At 72.2% G+C, this 23406-nt stretch carries 19 protein-coding genes; 8 read left to right on the top strand and 11 right to left on the bottom strand.

Annotation, left to right across the window (positions count from 1 at the left end):
- The gene (locus tag ACIODU_RS17700) at positions 1-1365 is read left to right on the top strand and encodes an NtaA/DmoA family FMN-dependent monooxygenase (RefSeq protein ID WP_401768439.1); all 1365 of its coding nucleotides are present in this window, start codon (positions 1-3) and stop codon (positions 1363-1365) included.
- A gap of 88 nt (positions 1366-1453) precedes the next feature.
- On the opposite strand, the gene ACIODU_RS17695 is transcribed toward ACIODU_RS17700, so the two are convergent.
- From ACIODU_RS17695 to ACIODU_RS17675, 5 genes are all read right to left on the bottom strand, one after another.
- Positions 1454-2653 carry a sugar ABC transporter permease gene (locus tag ACIODU_RS17695; protein ID WP_401768730.1) on the bottom strand — a complete coding sequence of 400 codons (1200 nt, stop codon included), beginning with the start codon at positions 2651-2653 and terminating at the stop codon, positions 1454-1456.
- A complete protein-coding gene (locus ACIODU_RS17690) occupies positions 2650-3441 on the bottom strand; it encodes an ATP-binding cassette domain-containing protein (protein WP_401768437.1) in 792 nt (263 codons plus the stop codon). The genes ACIODU_RS17695 and ACIODU_RS17690 overlap by 4 nt, the downstream gene beginning before the upstream one ends.
- A 16-nt stretch (positions 3442-3457) precedes the next feature.
- Positions 3458-4582 carry a sugar ABC transporter substrate-binding protein gene (locus ACIODU_RS17685; RefSeq protein WP_401768435.1) on the bottom strand — a complete coding sequence of 375 codons (1125 nt, stop codon included), beginning with the start codon at positions 4580-4582 and terminating at the stop codon, positions 3458-3460.
- Positions 4583-4659: 77 nt separating this feature from the next.
- Positions 4660-7191: a SpoIIE family protein phosphatase gene (locus ACIODU_RS17680; RefSeq protein WP_401768433.1), complete on the bottom strand. Its 2532-nt coding sequence runs from the start codon at positions 7189-7191 to the stop codon at positions 4660-4662.
- Between the two features lie 207 nt (positions 7192-7398).
- The gene (locus tag ACIODU_RS17675; RefSeq protein ID WP_401768431.1) at positions 7399-8049 is read right to left on the bottom strand and encodes a TetR/AcrR family transcriptional regulator; all 651 of its coding nucleotides are present in this window, start codon (positions 8047-8049) and stop codon (positions 7399-7401) included.
- A 155-nt stretch (positions 8050-8204) separates the two neighbouring features.
- Between ACIODU_RS17675 and ACIODU_RS17670 the strand changes: the two genes are divergently transcribed.
- Positions 8205-9806 (top strand): MFS transporter, encoded by a 1602-nt coding sequence (locus tag ACIODU_RS17670; RefSeq protein ID WP_401768429.1) that lies wholly within the window; start codon positions 8205-8207, stop codon positions 9804-9806.
- A gap of 30 nt (positions 9807-9836) precedes the next feature.
- Here the strand turns inward: ACIODU_RS17670 and ACIODU_RS17665 are convergent, their stop codons facing one another.
- Positions 9837-12350 carry a caspase family protein gene (locus tag ACIODU_RS17665; protein WP_401768427.1) on the bottom strand — a complete coding sequence of 838 codons (2514 nt, stop codon included), beginning with the start codon at positions 12348-12350 and terminating at the stop codon, positions 9837-9839.
- A gap of 9 nt (positions 12351-12359) precedes the next feature.
- On the bottom strand, positions 12360-12743 hold the full coding sequence (locus tag ACIODU_RS17660) for a hypothetical protein (protein ID WP_401768425.1): 384 nt from the start codon (positions 12741-12743) through the stop codon (positions 12360-12362).
- A 77-nt stretch (positions 12744-12820) separates the two neighbouring features.
- On the opposite strand from ACIODU_RS17660, the gene ACIODU_RS17655 reads away from it, so the two are divergent.
- Positions 12821-13975: a PQQ-binding-like beta-propeller repeat protein gene (locus ACIODU_RS17655; protein WP_401768423.1), complete on the top strand. Its 1155-nt coding sequence runs from the start codon at positions 12821-12823 to the stop codon at positions 13973-13975.
- Here the strand turns inward: ACIODU_RS17655 and ACIODU_RS17650 are convergent.
- The 4 genes from ACIODU_RS17650 to ACIODU_RS17635 all read right to left on the bottom strand — a co-directional run bounded on the left by ACIODU_RS17650 (position 13962) and on the right by ACIODU_RS17635 (position 17953).
- Positions 13962-14291, bottom strand: a complete 330-nt coding sequence (locus ACIODU_RS17650; protein WP_401768421.1) for a DUF4387 domain-containing protein — start codon at positions 14289-14291, stop codon at positions 13962-13964. The two genes, ACIODU_RS17655 and ACIODU_RS17650, sit on opposite strands and share 14 nt — an antisense overlap.
- Positions 14292-14296: 5 nt before the next feature.
- Complete coding sequence (locus ACIODU_RS17645) at positions 14297-15658, bottom strand: acyclic terpene utilization AtuA family protein (protein WP_401768419.1); 1362 nt, start codon at positions 15656-15658, stop codon at positions 14297-14299.
- 88 nt (positions 15659-15746) lie between these two features.
- Complete coding sequence (locus ACIODU_RS17640; protein ID WP_401768417.1) at positions 15747-17108, bottom strand: MFS transporter; 1362 nt, start codon at positions 17106-17108, stop codon at positions 15747-15749.
- A 128-nt stretch (positions 17109-17236) separates the two neighbouring features.
- Positions 17237-17953 carry a GntR family transcriptional regulator gene (locus ACIODU_RS17635; protein ID WP_401768415.1) on the bottom strand — a complete coding sequence of 239 codons (717 nt, stop codon included), beginning with the start codon at positions 17951-17953 and terminating at the stop codon, positions 17237-17239.
- Between the two features lie 196 nt (positions 17954-18149).
- Here ACIODU_RS17635 and ACIODU_RS17630 point away from each other — a divergent pair, with 196 nt between their 5' ends.
- The 5 genes from ACIODU_RS17630 (at position 18150) to ACIODU_RS17610 (ending at position 23376) form a co-directional block, all read left to right on the top strand.
- Positions 18150-20189: a SpoIIE family protein phosphatase gene (locus ACIODU_RS17630; RefSeq protein WP_401768414.1), complete on the top strand. Its 2040-nt coding sequence runs from the start codon at positions 18150-18152 to the stop codon at positions 20187-20189.
- A gap of 131 nt (positions 20190-20320) precedes the next feature.
- The gene (locus tag ACIODU_RS17625) at positions 20321-20965 is read left to right on the top strand and encodes a transcriptional regulator (RefSeq protein WP_401768412.1); all 645 of its coding nucleotides are present in this window, start codon (positions 20321-20323) and stop codon (positions 20963-20965) included.
- The gene (locus tag ACIODU_RS17620) at positions 20962-22095 is read left to right on the top strand and encodes an aminotransferase class I/II-fold pyridoxal phosphate-dependent enzyme (protein WP_401768410.1); all 1134 of its coding nucleotides are present in this window, start codon (positions 20962-20964) and stop codon (positions 22093-22095) included. Before ACIODU_RS17625 ends, ACIODU_RS17620 begins: the two co-directional genes overlap by 4 nt.
- Positions 22096-22207: 112 nt before the next feature.
- The gene (locus ACIODU_RS17615) at positions 22208-22936 is read left to right on the top strand and encodes a DUF1775 domain-containing protein (RefSeq protein ID WP_356427176.1); all 729 of its coding nucleotides are present in this window, start codon (positions 22208-22210) and stop codon (positions 22934-22936) included.
- 206 nt (positions 22937-23142) lie between these two features.
- Positions 23143-23376: a DUF5133 domain-containing protein gene (locus ACIODU_RS17610; protein ID WP_356427173.1), complete on the top strand. Its 234-nt coding sequence runs from the start codon at positions 23143-23145 to the stop codon at positions 23374-23376.
- The last annotated feature ends 30 nt before the right edge of the window (positions 23377-23406 follow it).

The raw sequence follows: 23406 nt of genomic DNA, 5'->3' as shown, positions 1-23406 counted from the left end.
ATGCCGGAAACCCCTCCCCAGCTCCACCTCGGCGTCTTCTTCACCGGCGTCGGCCCGCAGTTGATCTGGACCGACCCGGACGCCCTCTCCCACACGGAGATCGACACGTTCGTCCGGATCGCGCGGACCCTCGAACGCGGCCTGTTCGACGCGTTCTTCCTCGGTGAGGGCCTGCGCGTACGGGAGAACCGCGGCCGGGTCTTCGACCTCGACGTCGCCGGCCGCCCCGACGCGATCACCCAGCTCTCCGCGCTCGCCGCCGTCACCGAGCGGATCGGCCTGGTGGCCACCCAGAACACCACGTACAACTATCCGGCCGACCTGGCCCGCCGCCTGGCGAGCCTGGACCTGCTGTCCGAGGGCCGGGCCGGCTGGAACATCGTCACCACCGACAACGCCTGGACGGGCGCCAACTTCCGCCACGGCGGCTGGCTGGAACACGAACGCCGTTACGAGCGGGCCGGGGAGTTCGTGGAGGCGGCCAAGGCGCTGTGGTCGTCCTGGGCCCCGGACGCCGTCGCGCCCGACGGACGGGCCGCGGGCTGGGCCCGTCCCGGCTCCGTCACCCCGGTCGAGCGGGACAGCGACCTCGTACGGCTGCGCGCCACGGCCACCGTGCCGGGCAGCCGCCAGGGCCGTCCCGTGCTCTTCCAGGCCGGGGACTCGGACGGCGGCCGCGAACTGGCCGCCCGCCACGCCGACGTGGTCTTCTCCGCCAACACCGAGTACGGCAAGGCCGTCGCGTACGCCGCCGACCTGCGCGAACGGCTGGCCCGCCACGGCCGCACACCGGATTCGCTGCGGATCCTGCCGGGCGCGAGCGTCATCCTCGGCGACACACCGGCCGAGGCGGAGGAGAAGGCCCGCTGGGTACGGCGCGAACAGGTCAACGGACCCCGGGCGATCGCCTTCCTGGAGCAGTACTGGGGCACCGACCTCTCCGCCTACGACCCGGACGGACCGCTGCCCGACATCGAGCCCAGCGAGGACGAACTCGACCCCTCCCGGGGCACGATCGCGCTCTCCCACCGCAGCGGCAAGCTGGCCCTGATCCGGAAGTGGCGCGACCTCACGGCCGAACGCGGCCTGTCGATCCGCGAGTTGGTCCTGGAGGTGTCCCCGGGCCACCCGTCCTTCGTCGGCACCCCCTCGACCGTCGCCGACGAGTGGACCCGCTACGTCCGCACGCGCGCGGTCGACGGCTTCAACCTCCTGCCGCACCTGCTGCCCGCCTCGCTGACGGACATCGTCGACAAGCTCGTCCCGGAACTCCAGGAACGGGGTGTCTACCGGACCGCGTACGAGGGCACCACTCTGCGCGAACACCTCGATCTGCCGCCGGTGCCCGCCGTCCCGGGCACCTGACCCCGCGGCCCGCGAGGTCCGCGACGCCCCCCCCGACAGGCGTACGGCAGGAGCCAGGCGTACGGCGGACGTGTGCCCCGTACCCGGATCAGGCCCTGCCGTGCGCCTGCTGCGACTGCCGCGACAGCGAGTCGATGACCACCGCGGCGAGCAGCACACCCCCGGTGATCATGAGCTGTACGGCCGACTGGATCCCCAGCAGCGCCATGCCCGAGGCGATCGACTGGATGACCAGGATGCCGAGCAGCGCCGACCAGGTCGTCCCCCGTCCGCCGTACAGGCTGGCGCCCCCGACGACCGCCGCGGCGATCGCGTTCATCAGCAGCATGACGGAGCCCGACGTCTGGTTCGCCGCGGTGATCCGGGAGGCCAGGAACAGGCCGCCGACCGCCGCCATCGTCCCGGACACCATGAAGACCGAGACACGCACCAGCACCACGTGGACCCCGGTGCGCCGGGTCGCCTCGATGCCGCCGCCGATCGCGTACACCTTCCGTCCGTACGGCGTACGGCGGAGCAGGACGTCCAGTGCCGCGATCAGGACGAGGAAGAGGAGAAGGGCCAGCGGCAGCCCCTGGAACCGGTTGAGCACGGCGGCGGCGCCGAACGCGACCACCGCCACCACCGCCGTCCGCACCCCGGTCTCGGCGAGCCTCCTGGGGGCCATCCCGGCGCCCTTGCGACGCTGCCGGTCCCGCCAGGACACCAGGAGGAACGCGGCGGTGCCGAAGGCCGCGAGCCCGTACGCGGCCCCGTCGTCGTGGAAGTAATAGCTGGTCAGCTGGGCGACGAAGCCCTGGTCGTCGAGGTTGATCGTGGCGCTCGTGCCCAGGATGTAGAGCATGAGGCCGCTCCACCCCAGCAGCCCGGCGAGCGTCACCACGAACGCCGGTACGCCGACCCTGGCCACGACGTATCCCTGGAAGGCGCCGACGGCCGTCCCGACGAGCACGGCGACCACCACCGCCACCCACTCGGTCACCCCGTGGAGCACGTTCTGCACCGCGAACACGGCCGCCGCGAGGCCGCTGACCGAACCGGCCGACAGGTCGATGTCCCCGATCAGCAGGACGAAGACGATCCCGACCGCGATCAGTCCGGTGCCGACGATGTCCACACTGAGGTTGGACAGGTTGCGGGGCGACAGGAAGCGGGAGTTGAGGCTCTGGAAGACGATCCAGATCACGACGAGGCCGACCACCGCCGGGACCGAGCCGAGTTCGCCGCCGCCGAGTCTGCGGCCGAACGCCCGGGCGAGGCGCGAGAGGGCCGTGACGAACGTACTCAGGACTCGTCCCTCCCCACGCCCGGCGGGCGGCGGGTCACGGCGCTGCGCGTCGCGCCGGTCATGGACGCGAGGATCTGCTCCTGGGAGGTGGTGCCCACGTCGAAGGAGCCGTTGTTCCGGCCGAGGTGCAGCACCGCCACCCGGTCGGCGACCGCCTTGATGTCCCCCATGTTGTGACTGATGATCAGCACCCCGAGGCCCTGGTCCCGCAGCCGCTCGACCAGGTCCAGGACCCGGACGGTCTGCTGGATGCCGAGGGCGGCGGTGGGCTCGTCCAGGAGGAGCATCTTCGGCGCGCCGAGCAGCGAGCGGGTGAGGGCGACGGTACGGCGCTCCCCTCCGGACAGCGAGGCGACCCGGACGCGCACATGGGGGACGTGCAGGGGCAGCGTCGTCTCCAGCAGTTCGCGGGTACGGCGTTCCATCTCGACCTCGTCGAGGATGCCCCACCTGCTGATCTCCCGGCCGAGGAACAGGTTGCCGACGATGTCGAGGTTGTCGCAGAGCGCGAGATCCTGGAACACGGTCGCGATGCCCAGGTCCTTGGCGTCGTGGGGGCGTCTGATCCGTACCGGCCGCCCCTCCCACTCGATCACTCCCGAGTCGGCGGGGTCGACGCCCGCGATCACCTTCACGAGCGTGGACTTGCCCGCGCCGTTGTCGCCCATCAGCGCGACGACCTCACCGGCCCGGACCTCCAGCTCGACGTCCGTGAGCGCCTGCACGGCGCCGTAGCGCTTGGAGACGCCTCGCACGGCCAGCAGGGGCGCGGCGGTCACGGTCACCAACTCCCTCCTCGCGCCGTTACGTGGTGAGTCCGGCCTTGTCGCACGCTGACGCGAACCTCGGAGAGCAGATCTGGCCGATCGAGTACATGCCGTCCTTGACGAGGGTGGTCCTGATGTTGCCGACGGTCACCGTGATCCCGTCGAGCAGGACGGCCGGGATGTCCTGGGTGGTGGGGCTGTTCACCCGGTCGGGGGCCCGCTTGCCGAGCTTCTGGCCCCGGCCCAGGGTGAGGGCCATCTCGGCGGCGGCGTCGGCCTCGGGCGCGAACGGCTTGTACACCGTCATGTACTGGTCGCCGACGACGATGCGCTGTACGGCGGACAGCTCGGCGTCCTGTCCGGTGACGGGCGGCAGCGGCCTGACGACGTTCGCCCTGAGGGACGCGATGACCCCGGCGGCGAGACCGTCGTTGGCGGCGTACACCCCGTCGACGTGGTCGGCGCCGAGGGCGCCGATCGCGCCCGACATGTTGCTGTTGGCGACTTCCGGCTTCCAGCCCTCGGTGTCGTACGACTTCCCGATGCGCACCTTGCCGCGCAGGACGGAGAGGGCGCCCCGCTTGAACAGGTTCGCGTTGGGGTCCGCGGACGGATCGCCGTTCATCATCACGATCTGGCGGCCGGCCGCGTGCGGGCCGAGGGCCTTGAGCAGGGCCGTGCCCTGGAGCCTGCCGACCTGCTCGCCGTCGAAGGAGACGTAGCCGGAGATCGGGCCCTCGCTCAGCCGGTCGTACGAGATGACCGGGATGTTCGCCGCTTTCACCTCCTTGACCGAGGAGGTCAGCGCCTTGGCGTCGACGGGGGTGAGGATCAGCGCGTCGACCCCCTCGGTGATCATGGAGTCCACCTGCTGCTGCTGGGCCGCCACGTCGCCCCGCGCGTTGCCGTACCTGACCCGGCAGTTGCCGCACAGCTCCTTGACCCGGTGCTCGATCAGCGGCCGGTCGAACTTCTCCCAGCGGGAGGCACGGCTGTCCGGGAGCAGCAGGCCGATCGTCACCCCGCTGTCACTCGAACCGCTGCCCCCTCCGCCCCCGCCGCTGCCGCCGCAGGCGGCGAGGGCGAGGCCCGCGACCGCCAGCGAGACGGCGAGGGTGACGGTGGTGGGACGGAGCCCGGTACGTGCTGCGGTACGGAACACCCGGAGTTCCTCCTCGCCCGTTCGACGGCGCCCTCCTGACCCGGGACCGGAGGCGGTACGGGCAGGTCGGACGCGGCCTACCCTGCCACGGGCCCGGCGTCCGGGCCCGGCGCCTCGCGTGGCGGCACCGTGATTTCACTCCACACCTGTTTGCCGCCGCTCACCGGCACCGAACCCCAGGCCGCCGACATCGCCTCGACCAGCAGGATGCCGCGCCCGCCGGTGGACTCCCAGTCGACGATCACCGGTTTGGCGGGCGCCCGCGGGGACCCGTCGGTCACGGCGATCCGCAGCCGGTCGGCGGCCAGCGCGAGATCGAGGCGCACCGACCCCTGCGTGTGCACCAACGCGTTGGTGACCATCTCGGAGACGACGAGGAGCACCACGTCGGCCTCCTCGGACAGGCCCCAGGCGCGCAGGGTCCGCGCCGTGAAGCGCCGCGCGTGCATGACCGCGTCCGGCAGCCGCCACACCGTCCAGCTGGCCCGGACGGGCCGTACCTTCATCCCGTCGTAGCGCATCAGCAGCAGCGCCACGTCGTCGTCCCGGCGCCCGCCGCCGCCGAGCATCGTGTCGGCCATCCGGCCGGGATCGGACGTGTCGGCGGAGCCGAGCACCTCGCACATCCGGCGCATGCCGTCCTCCAGATGGAGAATCTGGGACTCGACCAGGCCGTCGGTCAGCAGGGCGAGGACCGTGCCCGGGTCCAGCCCGAGCGTGGTCATGGGGAACTCCGCGTCCGCGAGGACACCCAGCGGGGGCCCGCCCTCGGTCGTCATCTCCTCCGTGGAGCCGTCCGGGTGACGCAGCAGCGGCGGGAGGTGCCCCGCCCGTACGAACCAGGCGTCGCCCTCCTCCATGTCCAGCTCGACGTAGCAGCAGGTGGCGAACAGGTCGGTCTCCATGCCGACGAGCAGCCGGTTGGCGTGCGAGACGACCACGTCCGGCGGGTGGCCCTCGACGGCGTACGCCCTGATCGCCGTACGCATCTGGCCCATGATCGTCGCGGCGGCGGCGCTGTGTCCCTGCACGTCGCCGATGACCAGGGCGACCCGCCCCTCGGAGAGCGGGATCACGTCGTACCAGTCGCCGCCCACGGCGAGTCCCGCCATCGCGGGGAGGTAGCGGGCGACGGCCACCCCGCCGGCCAGCGCCGGGAGCCTGCGGGGCAGCAGGCTGCGCTGGAGCGTGGTGGCGAGTTCGTGCTCGGCGTCGAAGGCGCGGGCGCGCTTGAGCGCCTGCCCCACCAGGCCCGCCGTGGCGGTGAGCAGCGACCGCTCCTCGGGGCGGAACTCGTGCGGCTCGTCCCAGCCCACCAGGCACGCGCCGACCACCCGCCCCTCGGCGGGGAGCGGCAGGACGGCGAGCCCGCCGGGGCCCACCTCCGCGAGACCGCCCTCGCTCGCGGGGCCCTCCGGCCACAGGCTGACCCGGCCCTCGCGCAGCGTGTCCGCCAGCGTGGGAAGGGACCGGATCGGCAGGTCGGGCCACTCGGAACGCCACTCGGACCGCCAGACGTCCGGCCACGCGGAGGGCTCCGGGGGATCGAGCGCGAGGACGACCAGCCGGTCCGACTCGATCTCGGCGAACGCCATCCGGTCGGCGCCCAGCGGGCCGCGCAGCGCGGAGACCAGCACCCGGCCCACGTCCCGGACGCTCTTCGCGCCCGCCAGCGCCGAGGCGAGGCGCTGCACGCGCGACACCTCGTCGGCGCTGGGCCGCAGCGCGTGCGCGTCGGCGACCACGCCCACCACCCGGTCCGGCCGGCCGGAGCTGTCGGCCACCACCCGGCAGCGCAGTTGGAGCCAGCGCAGCTCACCGGTGATCCGGCGGACGCGGAACTCCAATTCCCGGCTGCCCGAGGTCACCTTGCCCGGCTCCATCAGGGACATCAGCGCGGGCAGGTCGTCGGGGACGGAGTGCGCCAGCAGGGTCTCCACGCGCCCGTCGAAGTCGTCCGGTGCCATGTCGACCAGTTCGAGGACCCGGGCGTCCGCCTCGATCCGCCCGGTGCCGAGGACGAGGCTGAACTTCCCGATCCGCAGGGCGTCGGGAGGGGCGGCGGGCAGGACCGGCGGCGGCGGGCGGCCGGCGGTCAGGACACTGCCCGGCTCCCCGTGCGCTTCGAGCCGCGCGGCGACCTGGTCGGCGTACACCTCCAGGAAATCGCGCCGCTCGACGTCAAAGCCCTCTTCGTCGTCGTCCACCACCAGCAGGCAGCCCAGCCGCCAGGGCAGCGCGCCCAGCGAGATGTCGACCGGGAGGGTCCGCTGTCCGGTCTCGCCGTACGCGGCGAGGTCGCCGGGGCCGAGCCAGAGGGGGTGCCCGGAGCAGTACGCGTCGGTGACCGGCGACCTGCTCGACAGGGCGTACAGGTCCGGCAGCGGGATCCGGTCGCGCAGCCGCCCGGACGACTGGGCCAGCCGCAGCGCCCTGCCGCCCGCGTCCAGGACATAGACGGCGACGAGCGCGGCGCCGGCGAACGCCAGCATCTGCCCGGCGACGGCCTCCTGCTCGTCCGTGCCCGGCGGCAGACCGCTGCCGGCCCCGCCTGCCGGGTCCGCCCACAGCCTCGGGACTTCGACCTCGGTGCCACCATCACCGGACATTCCGCAGTATCACCTACGTCCCATCATCCACTCGCGGCGTACGTGGGGGCCAGTCCGGCGGCGGCGCCGCCCCGTACGGGGACGGTCGTCGTCCGTACGGCCCGGGGCGTCGTCGTGCCGGGTACCACCAGTTTTGCCGCTGTCCCGCGCGAGCGCCATCACCGCGACGCCACGACCTGCCCGCGCGGAGCCGCCGTCTCCGCGACGCTACGTCGCCGTAGGGGACTTCGCCGTACGGGCCGGCAGCGCGGCGAGGTCGTGCACCTCGGCCTCCGCGCGCCGCGCCGGGACACCGGCCGCGATCAGCGTCGCCGTCGCCGTCGCCGTACCGTCGTCCCGCCAGGCCTCCGCGCCGACGCTCTCGATGAGCGACAGCGCCATGGCCTCCAGGGCCGTACTGAGGACGCGCGGCGGCACATGCGCGGGGAGCGCGCCGACGGCCTGTCCCCGCTCCAGGATGCTCGTGACCCTCTCGCGCGCGGGGGCGAGCACTTCCGAGACCCGCTCGACGCCCAGGTCGCGCCGGGCCAGCCCGATCAGCATCCGGTAGCGGTCACCCACCGGCCAGATGCCGAGGACGAACCGGGCCAGCGCCCGCTCGGGCGGGTCGTCCGGCGACACGGCCGCCTCCACCGCCTCGCCGAGGACCCGCGACACCTCCTGGGCCACGGCCTCCAGCAGCGCGGGGCGCCCGGGGAAGTGCCCGAAGACGGTCCGGCGTACGACTCCGGTGGCCCGGGCGACCTCTTCCAGCGTCGCGTCGGGGTTGCGGCTCAGTTCGACCTGGGCGACGGCCAGGATGCGTGCCCGGTTGGCACGGGCGTTGCGGCGCTGGGGCTCGGGGGCGGTCTTCGTCATGGGAGATCCAGTCTGCACATCGGCGGGCAGGGCCGCAATCGTCGGCGCGCGCCCCGGCGCGAGGCGTGGGACACGTTATTTGCACACCGATGGGCAAGAAGCTAACGTGCACATCGCTGAGCAAATAAGAGCCTCGCTCCCTGAAGGAAGCCGCCATGCCCCTCCTCGCCCCGACCCCGGTCGACCAGATGCGCACGCCCTACTCCAAGCGGTGGTGGGCGCTCCTGGTGCTGTGCCTGAGTCTCCTGATCATCGTGATGGCCAACACCGCGCTCATCGTGGCCGCGCCCGACATGACCCGGGACCTCGGCCTGGACAGCAGCGGACTCCAGTGGGTCATCGACGCGTACACCGTTCCCTACGCGGCGCTGATGCTGCTCCTGGGCGCGATAGGCGACAAGTACAGCCGCCGGGGCGCGCTGGTGGCCGGCCTCCTCGTCTTCGCGGCGGGCGCCGTGACGGGGAGTCTGGCGGACTCCACCGGGGCCGTGATCGCGTCCCGGGCCGTGATGGGCGTCGGAGCCGCGGTCATCATGCCGGCGACCCTCTCCCTCCTGGTGGCGACCTTCCCGCGCGAGGAACGGGCCCGGGCGATCACCGCCTGGACCGCCACCTCCGGTCTCGGCGTCGCCTTCGGGCCGCTCATCGCGGGATGGCTGCTGGAGGACCACGCGTGGGGCTCGACGTTCCTCATCAACGTGCCCATCGCGCTGGCGGCGGTCGTGGGCGCCTTCGTCCTGGTCCCCCCGTCCCGCGCCCGTGACATGGGCCGGATCGACGTCGTCGGCGGCCTGTTGTCCATCGTCGCCGTCGGAGCGCTGGTGTACGCGGTCATCGAGGGGCCGCACTTCGGCTGGGGTGCGGGCCCGGTCGCCGCGGCCGTCGTCGCGGGACTGGGGATCGCCGGCTTCGTCCTCTGGGAACTGCGCCATCCGCACCCGGTGCTCGACGTGCGCAGGTTCCGGGACCGCGCGTTCAGCGGATCGACGATCGCCGTCCTGATGTTCTTCCTGGGCACGTTCGGCGCCCTCTACTACATGACCCAGCACCTCCAGTTCGTCCTGGGCTACAGCCCCCTCGAAACCGGCGTCCGCATGCTGCCGCTCGCCGGAGGCGTGTGTGTCGCCGCGGCGGTGAGCGGGCGCGTGACCCCACTGCTCGGCATGCGGACGACGGTGGTCACGGGCATGGCCGTCGGCACGGTCGGCGTGCTGCTCCTGACCCGTATCGACGCGGGTGCCACGTACGGCGACTTCCTCGCCCCGTTCATCCTGCTCGGCTTCGCCGTCGGACTGAGCGTCGCGCCCTGCACGGACACCATCATGGGCTCCTTCCCCGAGGACCAACTGGGCGTGGGCGGAGGCGTCAACGACACCGCCCTCGAACTGGGCGGCTCGCTGGGCATCGCCATCCTCGGCTCCCTGCTGGCGACTTCGTACCGCGACAACCTGACGGACGCGGTGGGCACGGCACTTCCCCCGGAGCCCCTGGACGTCGCCCGCGACTCCCTCGGCGGAGCCCTCGCCGTGGCCCAGGACCTGGCCCACGACCCCCGGGCGACCCCGGCCCAGGCCGAGAACCTCGTCGCGGCGGCCCACACGGCGTTCTCCGACGCGATCGCCACGACCAGCCTGGTCGGCGGCATCATCATGGCGGCGGGCACGATGATCGTCCTGGCCCTCCTCCCGAACCGCAAGCACACCAAGGCCCTTGACGAGGCTCCCGAGGCCGACCACGCGAAGACGCCGGCGGCGTAAGGACCAGCTGCCGCCATGGGGCCCGGAAGGTCAGGCAGTGCCCCGCGCCGCTTCGCCGTTGGAGCTGTCGGGCCGTGTGGTTCCGGAGTGGTAACGCTCCCGCGCGAAGCGGCGCAGCGCGTCGTCAAGCCGTTCGGGGCTGATGGACAGCGCCCCCGCGCCGAAGCGGACGCTGGCCACGTGGAGCCTGACATCGGTCAACTGGGCTCCCAACCGCCAGTAACCGCGATAGCGGGACGCTTCCTCTCGGTTCAGCCATACGACGAGGGTGTCGTAAGCCTTTTTCTTGGCCGCGGTGGCGACGGGGCCCACGGCATTGACGTGTTCCCAGGGAATGATCAGCTGGCGGGCGCCTGAGCTCAGGGAGAGGGCCCGATCGTCGATTCGCACGGTGAGAGGCTTGCGCGGCAGGAGCGTCAAACAGATCAAGATCACTAGTGTGTAGACCACGACGGCTCCGAACATTCGGGAGGCGGCTTGGTGGTCGGCAAGCGGGCCCACGACTCCGACAATGAGGCCTACGTACACCAGGGCTGTTGCACCGATCGCCCCGAGGGTACGCAGGCCGACGAAGCTGCCCTCGTAATGGGCTGCGTGTTCGTCGTCCTGAATGACTCCGTGTTCCGGGCGTGGACTGTCGTCCCATACGTCTTCGGTGTGCTGTCGGATCGCTGCCTCGACCTGCTTGCGGGAGATTCCGAGGGACACGAGGTCGCAGACGAGTTCGCCGCCCAGGCGGGCTTCAACGCGTCCGAGGATCTTGCGAAGACCTGTGGCGGGCGACGGCGAACCCGGCTCACGTGTGGTGAGGAACAGGACACCGGTCGTAGGCGTGTTACGCAGCCAGGACATGACTCCCACGCGCTCCACTCGGTCCCATGACCAGTGACGCCTCCTGTGCGCGGTCGTGTGTGTGATGCCGTCGGCGCCGATGACCAGGCTCCCGGAACACCTCAGGAGCAATGCCGGTACCAGCGGGGGAAGCAGGAGCACCAGCGTCCACAGGGCCAGGCCGACGGTTTCCCATCCGTACGGGTACGCGGGGACGGTGGTGAGGATGATCAGACAGGGGGCCAGGGCGGCGCCTGCCAGGACGAGGGTGAGCAGGCCGAGGCGTACGCGGCGGGTTTTGCCACGCAGTTCAGTGGGTGGCCGATCGGGCTCAGGTGCGGCATATTTCGGGCGTTGCGCGGCGTGCGTAGGCGTCCACACCCCTCTGGGGGCGAACTTGTTGAGGGCTTGGTCGACGTCTCTTGGCGCGCAGTTGAGCCGGTCGAGAACGGAGAGACGTATGGTGTCACGGCCCTCTCGTCTGTGGGCTCTTCGGGCCGACCAGGAAAGCTGGGACGGTGTGCCTTCCCGCAACCGGACGTTAAGACAGAAACGCCCGCGTCCGCGACGGCGCGTAGGCTCCCACTCGACTCCGGCCCTGACGATCCGGTGCCAGGGGTAGTGAGTCAGGCCGTTGTTTCCGGCCCGCACCTGGATGCCGTCCTCGGAGATGCGCAGTCCGTACGGGCGGAGCAGGCGGCGGTGTCCGAGCCATCCGATGCACACCGCCGCGAGGACGCTGTAGGCGACGACGGCATCGGAGGGGTCCTCGACAGGTTCCTGGGCCTTGCTGGCCTTGTACGCGTAGAAGAGATCGCCGGTGGATATGCCCCAGGTGGCGAAAACCAGCACGGTCAGCACCAGGACCAGGACGAACATGGCGCAACCGCCGGGGCGTTTGGCGAAGTCCGCGGAGTTGTCCGCCGGCGGTGCCGGTGTCTCTTGGGGAGGTGTCCGATGTGGCAGGGGGCGGGCGTCGTGGGGTGGTGAGTACTGTGCGTTCACGGCGAGAGGCACCGCGCCTGCGGTGTTGCTCGCCTTCATGCTCGGCCTCGGCCGGTCACGCTGGATCAGGTTTCGGCGGACGTGGTGGAAGGCCGTGCCGGCATCCAGCAGTGCGGGTCCGTCCGGCACCCCGTGGTTGAGGACGCTGAGCAGCTCGCCGGTGAAAGCGGTGTGAGGTTCCTCCGGATAGCTGAGGGCGGCCTCCGTCGGTGGTGAAGCGGCGAGGAGGAAGGTGCCCTCGGCCGCGGCCTTCTCCACGAGTTCGCCGCGGTCCCCCATTGCGGTGATGCGGCCGGCGTAGCAGCAGTCCAGAATGACAACGCGCAATCTGGCGCGGGACTTCTGTATCTCCCGGCGCATGTGCTTGTACTCGATGCCGGTCCACATGGTGTGGGGTCGGCTGCCCGGGACGGTGAGGAAGAGTTCGTCCCCGTCGGCATCGATCTGGCCGTGACCCGAGTAGTAGATGAGCAGGGCGTCGGTGGCCTCCTGCGCGGCGTTCTGGACCGCGCTGAGCACCTGGTGTGCATGGGCGGGATTGGACAGGACGAGGCAGTGTTCCTCGGGCAGGTTCCACGACCGGGGGCCGGTCAGCAGGTTCCGCAGGTCGGTCAGGTTGCGTTCGATGTTGGGAATGTTGTTCAGATGGTCGTAGGTGCTGACCCCGATGAGGACCGCGCGGCTTCCGGACGGGCTGGGCATCGACATCGCGGTCGCCTACGCGCTCGGGTCCTCGCCCGTGCTGTCGGGAGACGCGGGTGGCGGGGTGACGGCCGCTGCCGAGCACAGGTCGACGATGCGTCGCACTTGCTCCGCGTCGTCACCGCTGATCTCGACGTCTGTCTGACCCACACGCAGCGTGACACGGCCCGGTCGTGGCCGGGAGTGTCTCCAGGCTGCCACGGCAACAGCCAAGGACGAAGCCGACCAGGCGTTTTCCAGGATCACTTCGATCAGCTCCAGCCCCACTCCCATCTCACCTGGTCTACTGGTGCCGACGAGTCGGATGCGGGCGGAACGCAATTCGTCGTCAACAGTCAACGACCGGTAGAGAGAGCGCAGCTCGCCTTGTTCACCGTTTACGCGTACGTCGACCTGCATCAATCCCCCAGAAGAGTGCCTGCTTCCCATCCTGGCATCCTTCGGCGCACGGCAACGGAGGCTTCGTGATACCTGCCATGAGGTTGCGTCCCGCGTTTCGGGTGGCGGGGGTTGCGCTGCTCCTGCTCACCGTTGGGTGTGGCGGAGCGTCAGGGGCGCCCGGGGCAGGGGCGGGGGCCGGGTGGCGGGACTGGGTGGTCGGCGCCGGTGGGGCGGGGCCCTCGGGGAGGTGTCTGGCCAGTGAGCGGTTGCTCGTGTGTCCCGTGGCCGCGGCCGGTTTTGTGGGCCGCTCCGTCTCTACCGGTGAGGTCGTGTGGAGCGTCGGTGCGGACGGGGCGGAGGGCAGGAGTGCCGGGGCCGTGGTGGACGGGGAGCGTGCCGTCGCCGCCGGTGGACGTACGCTCCGGGCCGTCGATCCGGCCGACGGCCGCGTCGCGTGGACCAAGGCGCTCCCCGCGGGACGTACCTTCGGGCCGCCGGCCGCGGCCGGCGGCGTCGTCTACGCGGCCGCGTACGGCGCGACCGCCGCCGAGCCCCACACGCTGTTCGCGTACCGCGCCTCCGACGGAGCCCCCCTCTGGCAGCGGGACACCACCGGGACCACGCCCTTCGCGCGCGGCGGCCGGGTCCTCACCGTCGAGTCCGGCGCCCGCGCCGTCGCACGGGACGGGCGGACGGGCGAGGTGGTCGCCACGTCCGACCCCGCCCACCCCTGCCCGTCCCTGATCGGCGCGCCGGGCTATCTGATCTGCGCGGAGAGCGGCTCCGCGGCCGGCGACACCTTCCCGCCCGTCGTCCGGGTCGACCCCGCCACGCTCGGGTTCGCCGGCACGCTCTGGCGGCCGGGGGACAAACCGTACGGCGGCGTGATCACCCCGGACGGCGTCCTGGTGCTGCGTACGGTCAACGCCGAGGACTCGTCCAGCGGCGGCTGGATCGCCCTGGACCTCAGGACCGGCGGGACCCTGTGGAGGACCAGCGGCCCCGAGGACGGCGGAACGAACGACGACGTCGTCCTCGCCGGCTCCCGGGCCGTGTGGATCGCCGGGGGACGACTGGTCTCCGTCGACCCGCGCAAGGGGCCTTACGCCACCGGCGCCGGCGCACCACGCCGCTCCCGGGTGTACGCGGAGGCCGCGGACGGCAGATCGCCGCGGCTCACGGCGTACGGCACCCACCTCGTCCTCCAGACAGGAACGCGCCCCGCTCTCCGCTCGGTCACGGCTCCCTAGATGGGAGTCCGGGCAGGTCCAGCTCCAGGAGGGGCGCGTACTGCTGGCCTCCGTAGTGGTCGCTGTCCCTCAGGTCGCCCTGGACCACGGGGCGGGGGAGGGAGACCTTCACGGCCAGGGCCGACGGGTGGTTCACGATCAGGATGTCGTCCTCGTCGGTCCCGAACAGGCCCGCGAACAAAGCGGCGTTGAGTACGCCCGTACCGACCAGGGCGGTGTAGGCGCGCCGGTCGTGGCACATGAAGTCGAACGTGAGGGTGAACGGGCCCGCGTTCTTCGAGCGGACCAGGGAGCAGTAGTCGAGCAGGGTGGCCATCGGTGTCACAGCTCCTCGGTGACGGTGCGGAAGAGTTCGGTGGGGGTCACGCCGGTGGCGACGTGGTTCAGGGTGAAGCGGTACAGGGCGCCCCGGTCGGTCTCCGGCGGCGAGTGGGGATAGGCGAGGGTGCTGACCAGCCCGTCGTACTCGGGGATGGGCAGATGGCTGCTGGCGTGGGCCACGAAGGTCGCGACGGCGTGGGCGGTGGACTGCTCCGGGGCGGTCACCGTGATGAGGACGCCCAGTTCCCGGGGGTGCGGGGCGGCGGGCTCCGATCCCGCGAGTACGGCTCCGGCGCCGTAGAGGCGGTAGTCGATGTCGACGGTCCCGGGGTCCACCTCGCCGCCGAAGACATCGAGGATCTTTGCCTCGAAGTACTTCTTCGCGAGCGGCAGCAGCTCGGGAAGGCGCTCGATGACCACCCGGTCGCGCACCCCGCCGATGATGACCGTCTGGTAGCCGACCAGTTCGGCGCCCTCCAGCTTGTTGGTGTAGCCGTCGGCCTCCAGGTAGCGGGCCCCCCGCACCCGTACGGTCCGCTCGTCCACCGCCTCGTAGGTGGCGTCGGTGGTGTCGAGCGTGCCGGACGGCTCCACGACACGGAACGGGTCCGCGTTCTCGTACAGGGTGTGCGCCGCCACCGAGCGCGGGGTGAGGCGGGAGCCCTCGGCGAGCGTCGTCACGTCGAAGTGGTCGTCACGCAGGTGGACCAGGAGCCCGTTGGCCGACGGCGGGACGGCGCAGGCGGCGCCGCACTCGATCGTCTTGGCCATGTGCCAGGTCAGCCCCGGGTCCGCGCCGTACAGATGCGGTACGGCGGCGAAGAGCGCGGTGTCGCTCGCGCGCCCGGCCAGGATGACGTCACAGCCGTCGCGCAGGGCCGCCTGGATGGGTTCCACGCCCATCATCGCGACGGTGTGCCCCCGGGCGAACAGGTCGCGGTCGATGGCCGGCGCGTTCGCGAGGGGACGGATCCGGCCGGCGTCGTGGAGTGCCTGGAGACGCGCGGGGCTCTGGTCGGCGTAGATGAGGCCGAGCTTGAAGTGGAGTCCCTCGTCGGCCGCGATCGCCCGCGCGAGAGCGGCCACCCCGTCGACACCGACGTCACGGCCGCTGGTGCCGCAGGAGCCGATGATCAGCGGTACGCCGAGTTCGGCGCGGGCCCTGAGCAGCAGGCGCAGGTCGCGGGCGACGGCCTGGGACGAGAGCTTCGGGACGCCCGAACCGAGCGCGGACGGGCCGCTGTCCGTGGACCCGGCGTCGCACGCGATGACGTGCGGGCGGGCGTCGACACCCCGCCGGAACGCGTCGGCGTCGAAACCGGCGCCCAGGGCCCCGGTGGGGGCGAGGATGCGGAATTCCATGACGATGAGTCCTTGTCTGTATGTGCCGGTGTCTGTGCGTGCCGATGTCCGCACGCGGCGGTGTCTGTACGTGCCGTACCGGCCGTCGTCATCCGGGTGAATCGGCCGGTACGGCCCCGACCCGCGCCGCCCCGGCCGGGTTCCGGCGGACCAGGAGGGTGAAGACCACGAAGGTGACCGCGCCGAGGACCGCCGCGTTCAGGAACATGTAGCGCCAGTCCGTCAGGTCGACCGTGACCCCGAGCAGCGCGGGGCCGAACGCCATGCCGGAGGCGGAGGCCACGGTGTAGAGACCGGTGTAGGTGCCCAGGGCCCGGCTGTCCGGGGCCAGGTTCCAGAGCGCGACCAGCGCGTTGACCGCGAACACGGCGTAGCCGGTCGACGCCAGCGCCATCGAGACCACCGTGACGGCCGGTGTGGGGAAGGGGACCCCGGCCAGCAGTCCCACGACGAACAGGCCGACGCCGTACCGGATCGCGCGGATCTGGCCCAGCCGGCCGGAGACGTACGCGACCGGGACGACGGCGCAGAGGAAGGCGACCGCGCCGGGCAGCGCCAGCCCCCCGGCCTCACCGCGCGACAGCCCCAGGACCTCGGTGCCGTACGGGGTGAGCAGGGACCGCAGGGCCGACCACATCCCGGCGAAGCAGAAGATGCCGAGCATCAGGAGGGCCCTGGCGCCGGTGGGCGCGCGGACCAGGTCCTTGACGACCGCCCACGGCGAGGGGAGGTCCCCGGGCGGGGCGGGCGCTCCGGCGCCCGTGGGGATCCCGGCCGGACCGGGCAGGACGGCTCCGGCGTGGTGGCGGCCGAGGAACGTCCAGGCCAGGCCGAGCATGACCAGCATCAGGACCGGGGGGATCGCGAACGCCAGGGTCGTACTCCGGTCGACGACCAGCAGGCTGATGAGGGACGAGACGACGATGGTCAGACTGACGCCGGCCTTGACGAACCCCTGCGCCTTGCTGCGGTCCGCCGGCGCCACATAGTCGGAGACCAGCGTCTCGGTGACGCCCTTGAACGCGTTGGCGATCGCGGCGAAGCCGACCACACACGCGAGGAGGACCGGCAGGCTGCCCGCCCGGGGGATGAGCGCGAACGGTACGGCGGCGAGGGACGCGCCGACGAGAATGATCGGCCACCGGCCGCGCCGTCCCCGCGCGTGGCGGTCGGAGAGGTGGCCCGTCCAGGGCTGGATGAAGACGCCCAGGAGGTTGTCCAGGCCCATGAACAGGCCCACCAGACCGGCGGAGGTCAGGTAGTGGCGCAGTTGGGTGGGGACCTGGGCGTCGTAGAAGTTCCACACCGACTCCTGGGCGAACACCGCGAGGGTGACCCACAGGACCGGACCGCCGCGCATCCGGCCGGGGGCGGTAAGCGGCGCGGGGGTGAGGGGAGTGACCACACCGGAGGAGGAGGCGGACGGCGCTGGCGCATCGTGGTGCATCATGGCGGCTCCTTGCCATATGCTATAGCAAAAGTGAGATCCGTCGGCCGCCGTACCCGGGCGATCCGGACACGCGGGGGCGGGGGGCGCCGGGGAGGCGCGGAAGAGGTGGTGCAGGGGGTGAGGGGGGATCAGCCCGCCGACAGCTGGAGGAGTGCTTCCCTGTGGTGGTGCGAGGCGAGCAGCTCGGCGCGCTCCTCGTCCCGGTCGAGCAGCGCGTCGAGGAGCGACCGGTGTTCGCGGTACCGGCGGCGGAACGCCTCGGCGCGCTCCGGGGCGAGCCGGACGGTGAGGTCGAGCCGTTCGTCGTCGCTGAACGCGCGGGCCTGGGCCAGCAGACCTTCCAGTACGGAGTTGCCGGCGGCGGCCTCGACCTGGTGGTGGAACCGCCGCAGCAGGCGGAAGACGGTGACGAGCAGATCGGCCACCACGGCGTCGGGGCCGTGTGCGGTCAGGGTCCGCTCGATGTCGGCGACCAGCGCGTCGGTCCTGTCGAGCAGCCCCGTCAGCTCGGCGAGCCGCGCCTCGGTGGCGTTGCGGGCGGCCAGCCGGGCCATGAGGGCGGAGAGCCGGACCTCGGCCTCCACGATCTCGGCACGCGCGGCGGCCGAGTGGTCGGCGATCCGCAGGGCGCGCGGGCCGACCCGTTCGACGACCCGTTCGTGGACGAGCTGGCGCAGGGCCTCCCGTACCGGAGTGGGACTCACCCCCAGACGGGCGGCGAGATCCCGTTCGGTGATCTTCTCGCCGGGCCGCAGCGCGCCCTCCCGGATGCCGTCCCGCAGCCGCCGGTAGGCCTGGTCGGCCAGGGACGTCGTCTCCACGGGGCCGAGGGTGTCCTTGCTCATGAAGGAAAGAGTGAGGGCGCTATAGCAAACAGTCAATAGATTCGTTGCGGGTTGTTTTCCGGGGTGTTGCGAGAGCGGCGGACGCGCCCGCGAGGCGCGCCCGGCTTGCGGTGGCATCGCCGCGTTTGTCCGTACGCGCTACCGTTGATCAAGGGCATGACGGCACCACGAGTCCCGCCCCGGGAGGTGGGTCTGGGTGTCTTCCGTTCGCCACGGCGGCAAGATGGGCGTCTTCGTCGTCCTGCTCGTGTTCGTCGTCCTGCTCACCCTCGCGCAGGTCCCGGCCTCGCACCACGGCGTGATCAGGCTGGGCGGCTTCTCCGTCCTGGCCCCGCTCGTGGCGAGCGCGCTGCTCTCGTTCCGGCAGACCCTCGTCATCTGCGGCGCGACCCTCGTCGGCATCTTCATCGTCTACGGCGGCATCGTCGACCATCTGCCCGCCGGCCAGCGGATCGTGACCATCACCCTGGTGGCCGCGGCCACCTCGGTCAGCATTCTGGTGTCCCGCATCCGGCTGGACCGGGAGGAGCGCATCAGGCGGCTCATGTTCGCCCGGGACCGGCTGACGCTGCTCACCGACGCGGGGGTACGGGTCGGCTCGACGCTCGACACCGCCCGTACGGCCCAGGAGCTGGCCGACGTGGCCGTCCCCCGGTTCGCCGACCTCGCCGTGGTCGACCTCTTCGACACGGTGCTGCACGGCGACGAACCACCCCCCTTGCCCGAGTCCGGGCCGATCACCCTCCGGCGGGTGGCCCGCAGCACCGTGGGCGACCCGGAGCCGGAGACCGCGTGGGAGCCCGGCGAGCTGAACGCGTACCCGCCCGACTCGGTGCCCGGACGCTCCCTCGCGCTCGGCCGCCCGATCCGGGCCGGCATCGACAGCAGGAGCGACGCGGCCGGCTGGCTCGGCACGACGGCCGGGCCCCGGCCGGGGGCGCGGGCCCTGGGCCACCGCCCGCCCTCCGGCATCGCCGTACCCCTGCGGGCGCGGGGGGTCACCCTGGGCGTGGCGGTGTTCGTACGGGACGCGCGCCCGGACCCGTTCGACGACGACGACCTGCTGCTGGCCGAGGAGATCGGCGCGCGGGCGGCCGTGTGCGTCGACAACGCCCGCCGCTACAGCCGCGAGCACCGGACCTCGCTCAAGCTCCAGCAGAGCCTGCTGCCGAAGCGGCTGCCCGATCTGGCCGCCGTGGAGACCGCGACCCGCTATCTGCCCGCGGGCTCGGTGTCGGAGATGGGCGGCGACTGGTTCGACGTCATCCGGCTCTCCGGCTCCCGCGTCGGGCTCGTGGTGGGTGACGTCCTGGGACACGGCCTCCAGGCCTCCGCCACCATGGGCCGCCTGCGGTCCGCCGTACGGACCCTCGCCGACATGGACCTGGCCCCCGATGAGCTGCTCACCCATCTGGACGACGTCCTCGGGCCGCTGCGGGCCGAGTCGGACGAGGGCGACACGGCCGGCGCCACCGGTGCCACCTGCCTGTACGCGATCTACGACCCGGTCTCGCTCACCTGCACCGTCGCCCGTGCCGGGCACCCGGCTCCGGTGCTGGTGCTCCCCGACGGCAGCGCCGACTTCGTCGACGTCCCGGAGGGGCCGCCGCTGGGGACGGGAGGGCTGCCGTTCGAGGCCACCGAGCTGCGGATCCCGGAGAACAGCCTGCTCGCCCTCTACACCAACGGCCTCCTGTCGGCGCCCCGGAAGAACGACGGCCATGACCCCCGGGACGCCCTCAGGTCCGCCCTGGCGCACCCGCACGCCTCGCTCGACGCCACCTGCGAAGCCGTACTCCGGGCGATGCTGGACGGGGGCCCGGCGGACGACATCGCGCTCCTCCTGGCCCGTACCCACGCGCTGGACGCCGCCCAGGTCGCCACCTGGGAGGTGTCGGCCGATCCCCGGGCCGTGGGCAGCGCCAGGGAGTTCGCCATCGGCCGGCTGGAGGCCTGGGGGCTGACGGACGCCGCCTTCACGCTCGAACTCGTCGTCAGCGAACTGGTCACCAACGCCATCCGGTACGGGAACGGGCCCATCCAGCTCCGGCTCATCCGGGAGGACACGCTGATCTGCGAGGTGTCCGACCGCAGCAGCGTCTCCCCGCACCTGCGCCGGGCCCGCGGCGACGAGGAGAACGGGCGGGGTCTGTTCATCATCGCCCAGCTGACGGAGCGCTGGGGCACGCGGTACACGCGGGCGGGCAAGACGATCTGGGCCGAGATCCCGCTCTGAACGGGCCGGCCGCGCCGCGCGGTCCGGCCGGAGCCGGTCCGCTGGAGCCGCCCCCGGGTCCCGCGCGCCGGAGTCCAGGCCCGGTCCTGGCGTCTGGACATTCCGTCCGGGCTGGAATTACAGTCCAGCCCATGGGCGAGATGCCGGACCAGGACGACCCCCGGGTACGCCTGTGGTCACCGGTGTGCCAGGCGGTGGCGCTGCTCCTGGGCCCCTACGCCGAGGTGGTGCTCCACGACGTCCGCGCGGACACGGTCCTGGGCGTCTGGAACCCGATGACCGACCGGGGCCCCGGAAGCCCCTCGCTGCTCGGTGAGCTGGACCGGCTCGACCCGTCCGCCCGCGACGTGTTCGGACCGTACGAGAAGCTGCTCGCCGACGGGCGGCGCCTGTCCTCGGTCAGCGCGGTCCTGCGCGACCCGGACGGCGAGCCGTCGGCCGTGCTCTGCGTCAACCTCGACCGCACCCCCCTGGAGCAGGCCGCCGCCGTCCTCGCCGGATTCGCCGCCCCCGTGGCGCCGCGCCCCGGGCCGCTGTTCGAACAGGACTGGACCGAACGCCTCCGGCACACCGTCGGTACGTTCGTCCGCACCCGGGGCCGTCCCGTCGACCGGCTCAGCCGCGAGGACCGCCTCGCCCTGGTCGGCGCACTCGACGGGGACGGGATCTTCGCGGTGCGCCGGGCCGTCCCCGCCGTCGCGGACACCCTCAGGACATCGCGTTCCACCGTCTACTCCCTGCTCGCCGAGCACCGAGCGCAGAGGACCCGCCCATGACCCGGCTGCCCGACTTCCGGCTCGAAACGTACTTCTCCCGCTGGGAGTTCACCGCCCGTCACCACCTGACCGCCTCCGACGCGCAGACCATGCCGATGGGCGAACTGCTGAGCCTGGCCGACGACGAGGACCGGCACGCCTGGGACACCCTGTCCCTCGGCTACACGGAGACCTTCGGCGATCCCGGCCTGCGCCGGGCGATCGCGGCGACATACACGCACGCGGACGCCGACGACGTGATCTGCTTCGCCGGCGCGGAGGAGGGCCTCTATCTGGCCATGCACGCGCTGCTGGGCCCCGACGACCACGCCGTGGTCGTCACGCCGAACTACCAGGCCGCCGAGACCGTACCGCTGTCGCTGTGCGAGGTCACCGGAGTGGCCCTGGACCCCGCGCGGGACTGGGCGCTGGACCTCGACCGGGTGGCGGCGGCGATCCGGCCCCGGACCCGGGTCGTCTCCGTCAACTTCCCGAACAACCCCACCGGGAAGGTCGTCGACCCGGCCGACTTCGCCCGGCTCGCGGCGCTCTGCGACGAGCGGGGGATCCACCTGTTCAGCGACGAGGTCTACCGGGGCCTGGAGCGCGACGCGTCCCGCAGGCTGCCGCAGGCGGCGGACCTCTCGGAGCGCGCCCTGTCCCTCAACGTCACCTCGAAGTCCCTCGGCCTGCCCGGACTGCGGATCGGCTGGATCGTCTGCCGCGACCGGGAGCTGCGCTCCCGCCTGGAGCGGGCCAAGCACTACACCACCATCTGCAACTCCGCCCCCGCCGAGATCCTCGCCCGGATCGCGATCAAGGCGAGCGCGCCCATCCTGGCCCGCAACCGCGCCGTCATCGACGCGAACCTGCCGTTGTTCGAGGCGTTCTTCGCGGGGTTCCCCGACCTCTTCGAGTGGCGGGCGCCCGACGGTGGCTGTGTGGCCTACCCGCGCTACCTCGGAGCGGACGGGGTCGAGGAGTTCTGCGCCCGCCTCGTCCAGGAGGCCGGAGTCCTGCTGCTGCCCGCGAGCATCTACCGCTCCGCACTCACCGCCACCCCGGCCGACCGCTTCCGCGTCGGCGTCGGCCGGGCCGACCCGGCACCGGCGCTGGACGCCTTCTCGGCCTGGCTGCGCCACCGCCGCTGAACTTCCCGGCCCGAGCCGGCGGATCACCGACGAAGGTCTACGACTCCGGCCCGCCCCCCGGTACGTTGGCCTCCGCCCGCCCCACCGCCGCACACCACCAGGGGAGTTGCCCGTGTCCCGCATCAACCGGCCACGCACCGGCCGCCGTTCGTACGCGGCCACCGTGGTCGCCGCCGTCACGCTCGCGGCGTCGATCGCCCTCACCGCCCCCGCGTCGGCCCATGTGCAGGTCGAGGCGGCCGGTGCCCGCGCCCTCGACAAGAACGTCTCCCTGCGCTTCACCGCGGCGACCGAGTCCGACACGGCGGGGATCACCGCCCTCGAGGTGATCCTGCCCGACGGGATCGTCCCGGCCGACATCACCTACGCCGGAGGTCCCGAGGGCTGGAAACTCACCCCCACGGCCGGCGGGTACACCGTCTCGGGACCCGAGATGGCGGTGGGCCAGCCCGCCGCCTACGCGGTGACCGTACGGCAGCTCCCGTACCTCAAGACCCTGGCCTTCAAGACCCTCCAGACGTACGGCGACGGCCGCGTGGACCGGTGGGTCGAGCCGGCCAAGCCCTCGGGCGCGCACGACGCCAAACACGGCAAGCCCGCCCCGGTCCTGGTCCTCGCCCCCGCCGCGCCCGGCGCCGAGCCGGCCGCCGGCACCACCGGCACCGCACCCGCGCCGAGCGGCCCGGGGGAGATCCCGGGGGCGTCGTCACGCTCCGACGCGTCCAAGAAGACGAACACCGGCGCGAACCCGGCGCTGATCATCGGCTTCGTGGTGGTCGTGGTGGCCCTGGTCGGCGGCACGTGGTGGTTCAGGCGTCGCGGCGGAGCGAGCAGGACCTGACGGAGGGGTCTCTGACGAAGGGGCACGCGTGACGGAAGGGCGCCTGTCGATTCGTCAGACCGGCCGGTATGGGGGCAATAAGTGATTCGTTTCACAGAGGCATCCGGATCCGGGCAGGCATGGCACGGCGTGCCGCGGGCATGCGCCCTCCAGCCCCCGGGTGGCCCCCCTGCCGCCGCCGAGGCCCGACGAAGTGGAGAGTTACCGTGCTGATGGCTCACCCCGCGATACTCCGGAACCTGGTGGAGCGGTACGAGGAACTCCAGGTCGCCGGCGCAGCGAAGGACACCCTGGAGACCCGGCGTCGGCTCGAGGACGTCACCTACACCCTGTGCGTCTCCACCGGGACGCGGACGATCGAGGACGCGCTCAGAGTCGCCGAGGAGCAGCTGGCCGCGGCGCTGGACCCGGCCGAGGCGGACGTACGGCTCACGGCCTGAGGCCCGCGGGACGAGGGCCGGGGCGCGGGC

This window comes from Streptomyces sp. NPDC088261 (genome assembly GCF_044740805.1).
GTDB lineage: Bacteria > Actinomycetota > Actinomycetes > Streptomycetales > Streptomycetaceae > Streptomyces.
The sequence above is the reverse complement of the archived record's forward strand: the minus strand, read 5'-3'. Positions and strand labels throughout refer to the sequence as shown.

Bases quoted from the DNA above. Each gene is read 5' to 3' on its own strand.
- ACIODU_RS17700 (WP_401768439.1), top strand. From the start codon at position 1: ATGCCGGAAACCCCTCCCCAGCTCCACCTCGGCGTCTTCTTCACCGGC.
- ACIODU_RS17680 (WP_401768433.1), bottom strand. From the start codon at position 7,191: ATGTCCGGTGATGGTGGCACCGAGGTCGAAGTCCCGAGGCTGTGGGCG.
- ACIODU_RS17675 (WP_401768431.1), bottom strand. From the start codon at position 8,049: ATGACGAAGACCGCCCCCGAGCCCCAGCGCCGCAACGCCCGTGCCAAC.
- ACIODU_RS17670 (WP_401768429.1), top strand. From the start codon at position 8,205: ATGCCCCTCCTCGCCCCGACCCCGGTCGACCAGATGCGCACGCCCTAC.
- ACIODU_RS17665 (WP_401768427.1), bottom strand. From the start codon at position 12,350: ATGTCGATGCCCAGCCCGTCCGGAAGCCGCGCGGTCCTCATCGGGGTC.
- ACIODU_RS17660 (WP_401768425.1), bottom strand. From the start codon at position 12,743: ATGCAGGTCGACGTACGCGTAAACGGTGAACAAGGCGAGCTGCGCTCT.
- ACIODU_RS17655 (WP_401768423.1), top strand. From the start codon at position 12,821: ATGAGGTTGCGTCCCGCGTTTCGGGTGGCGGGGGTTGCGCTGCTCCTG.
- ACIODU_RS17650 (WP_401768421.1), bottom strand. From the start codon at position 14,291: ATGGCCACCCTGCTCGACTACTGCTCCCTGGTCCGCTCGAAGAACGCG.
- ACIODU_RS17645 (WP_401768419.1), bottom strand. From the start codon at position 15,658: ATGGAATTCCGCATCCTCGCCCCCACCGGGGCCCTGGGCGCCGGTTTC.
- ACIODU_RS17640 (WP_401768417.1), bottom strand. From the start codon at position 17,108: ATGATGCACCACGATGCGCCAGCGCCGTCCGCCTCCTCCTCCGGTGTG.
- ACIODU_RS17635 (WP_401768415.1), bottom strand. From the start codon at position 17,953: ATGAGCAAGGACACCCTCGGCCCCGTGGAGACGACGTCCCTGGCCGAC.
- ACIODU_RS17625 (WP_401768412.1), top strand. From the start codon at position 20,321: ATGGGCGAGATGCCGGACCAGGACGACCCCCGGGTACGCCTGTGGTCA.
- ACIODU_RS17620 (WP_401768410.1), top strand. From the start codon at position 20,962: ATGACCCGGCTGCCCGACTTCCGGCTCGAAACGTACTTCTCCCGCTGG.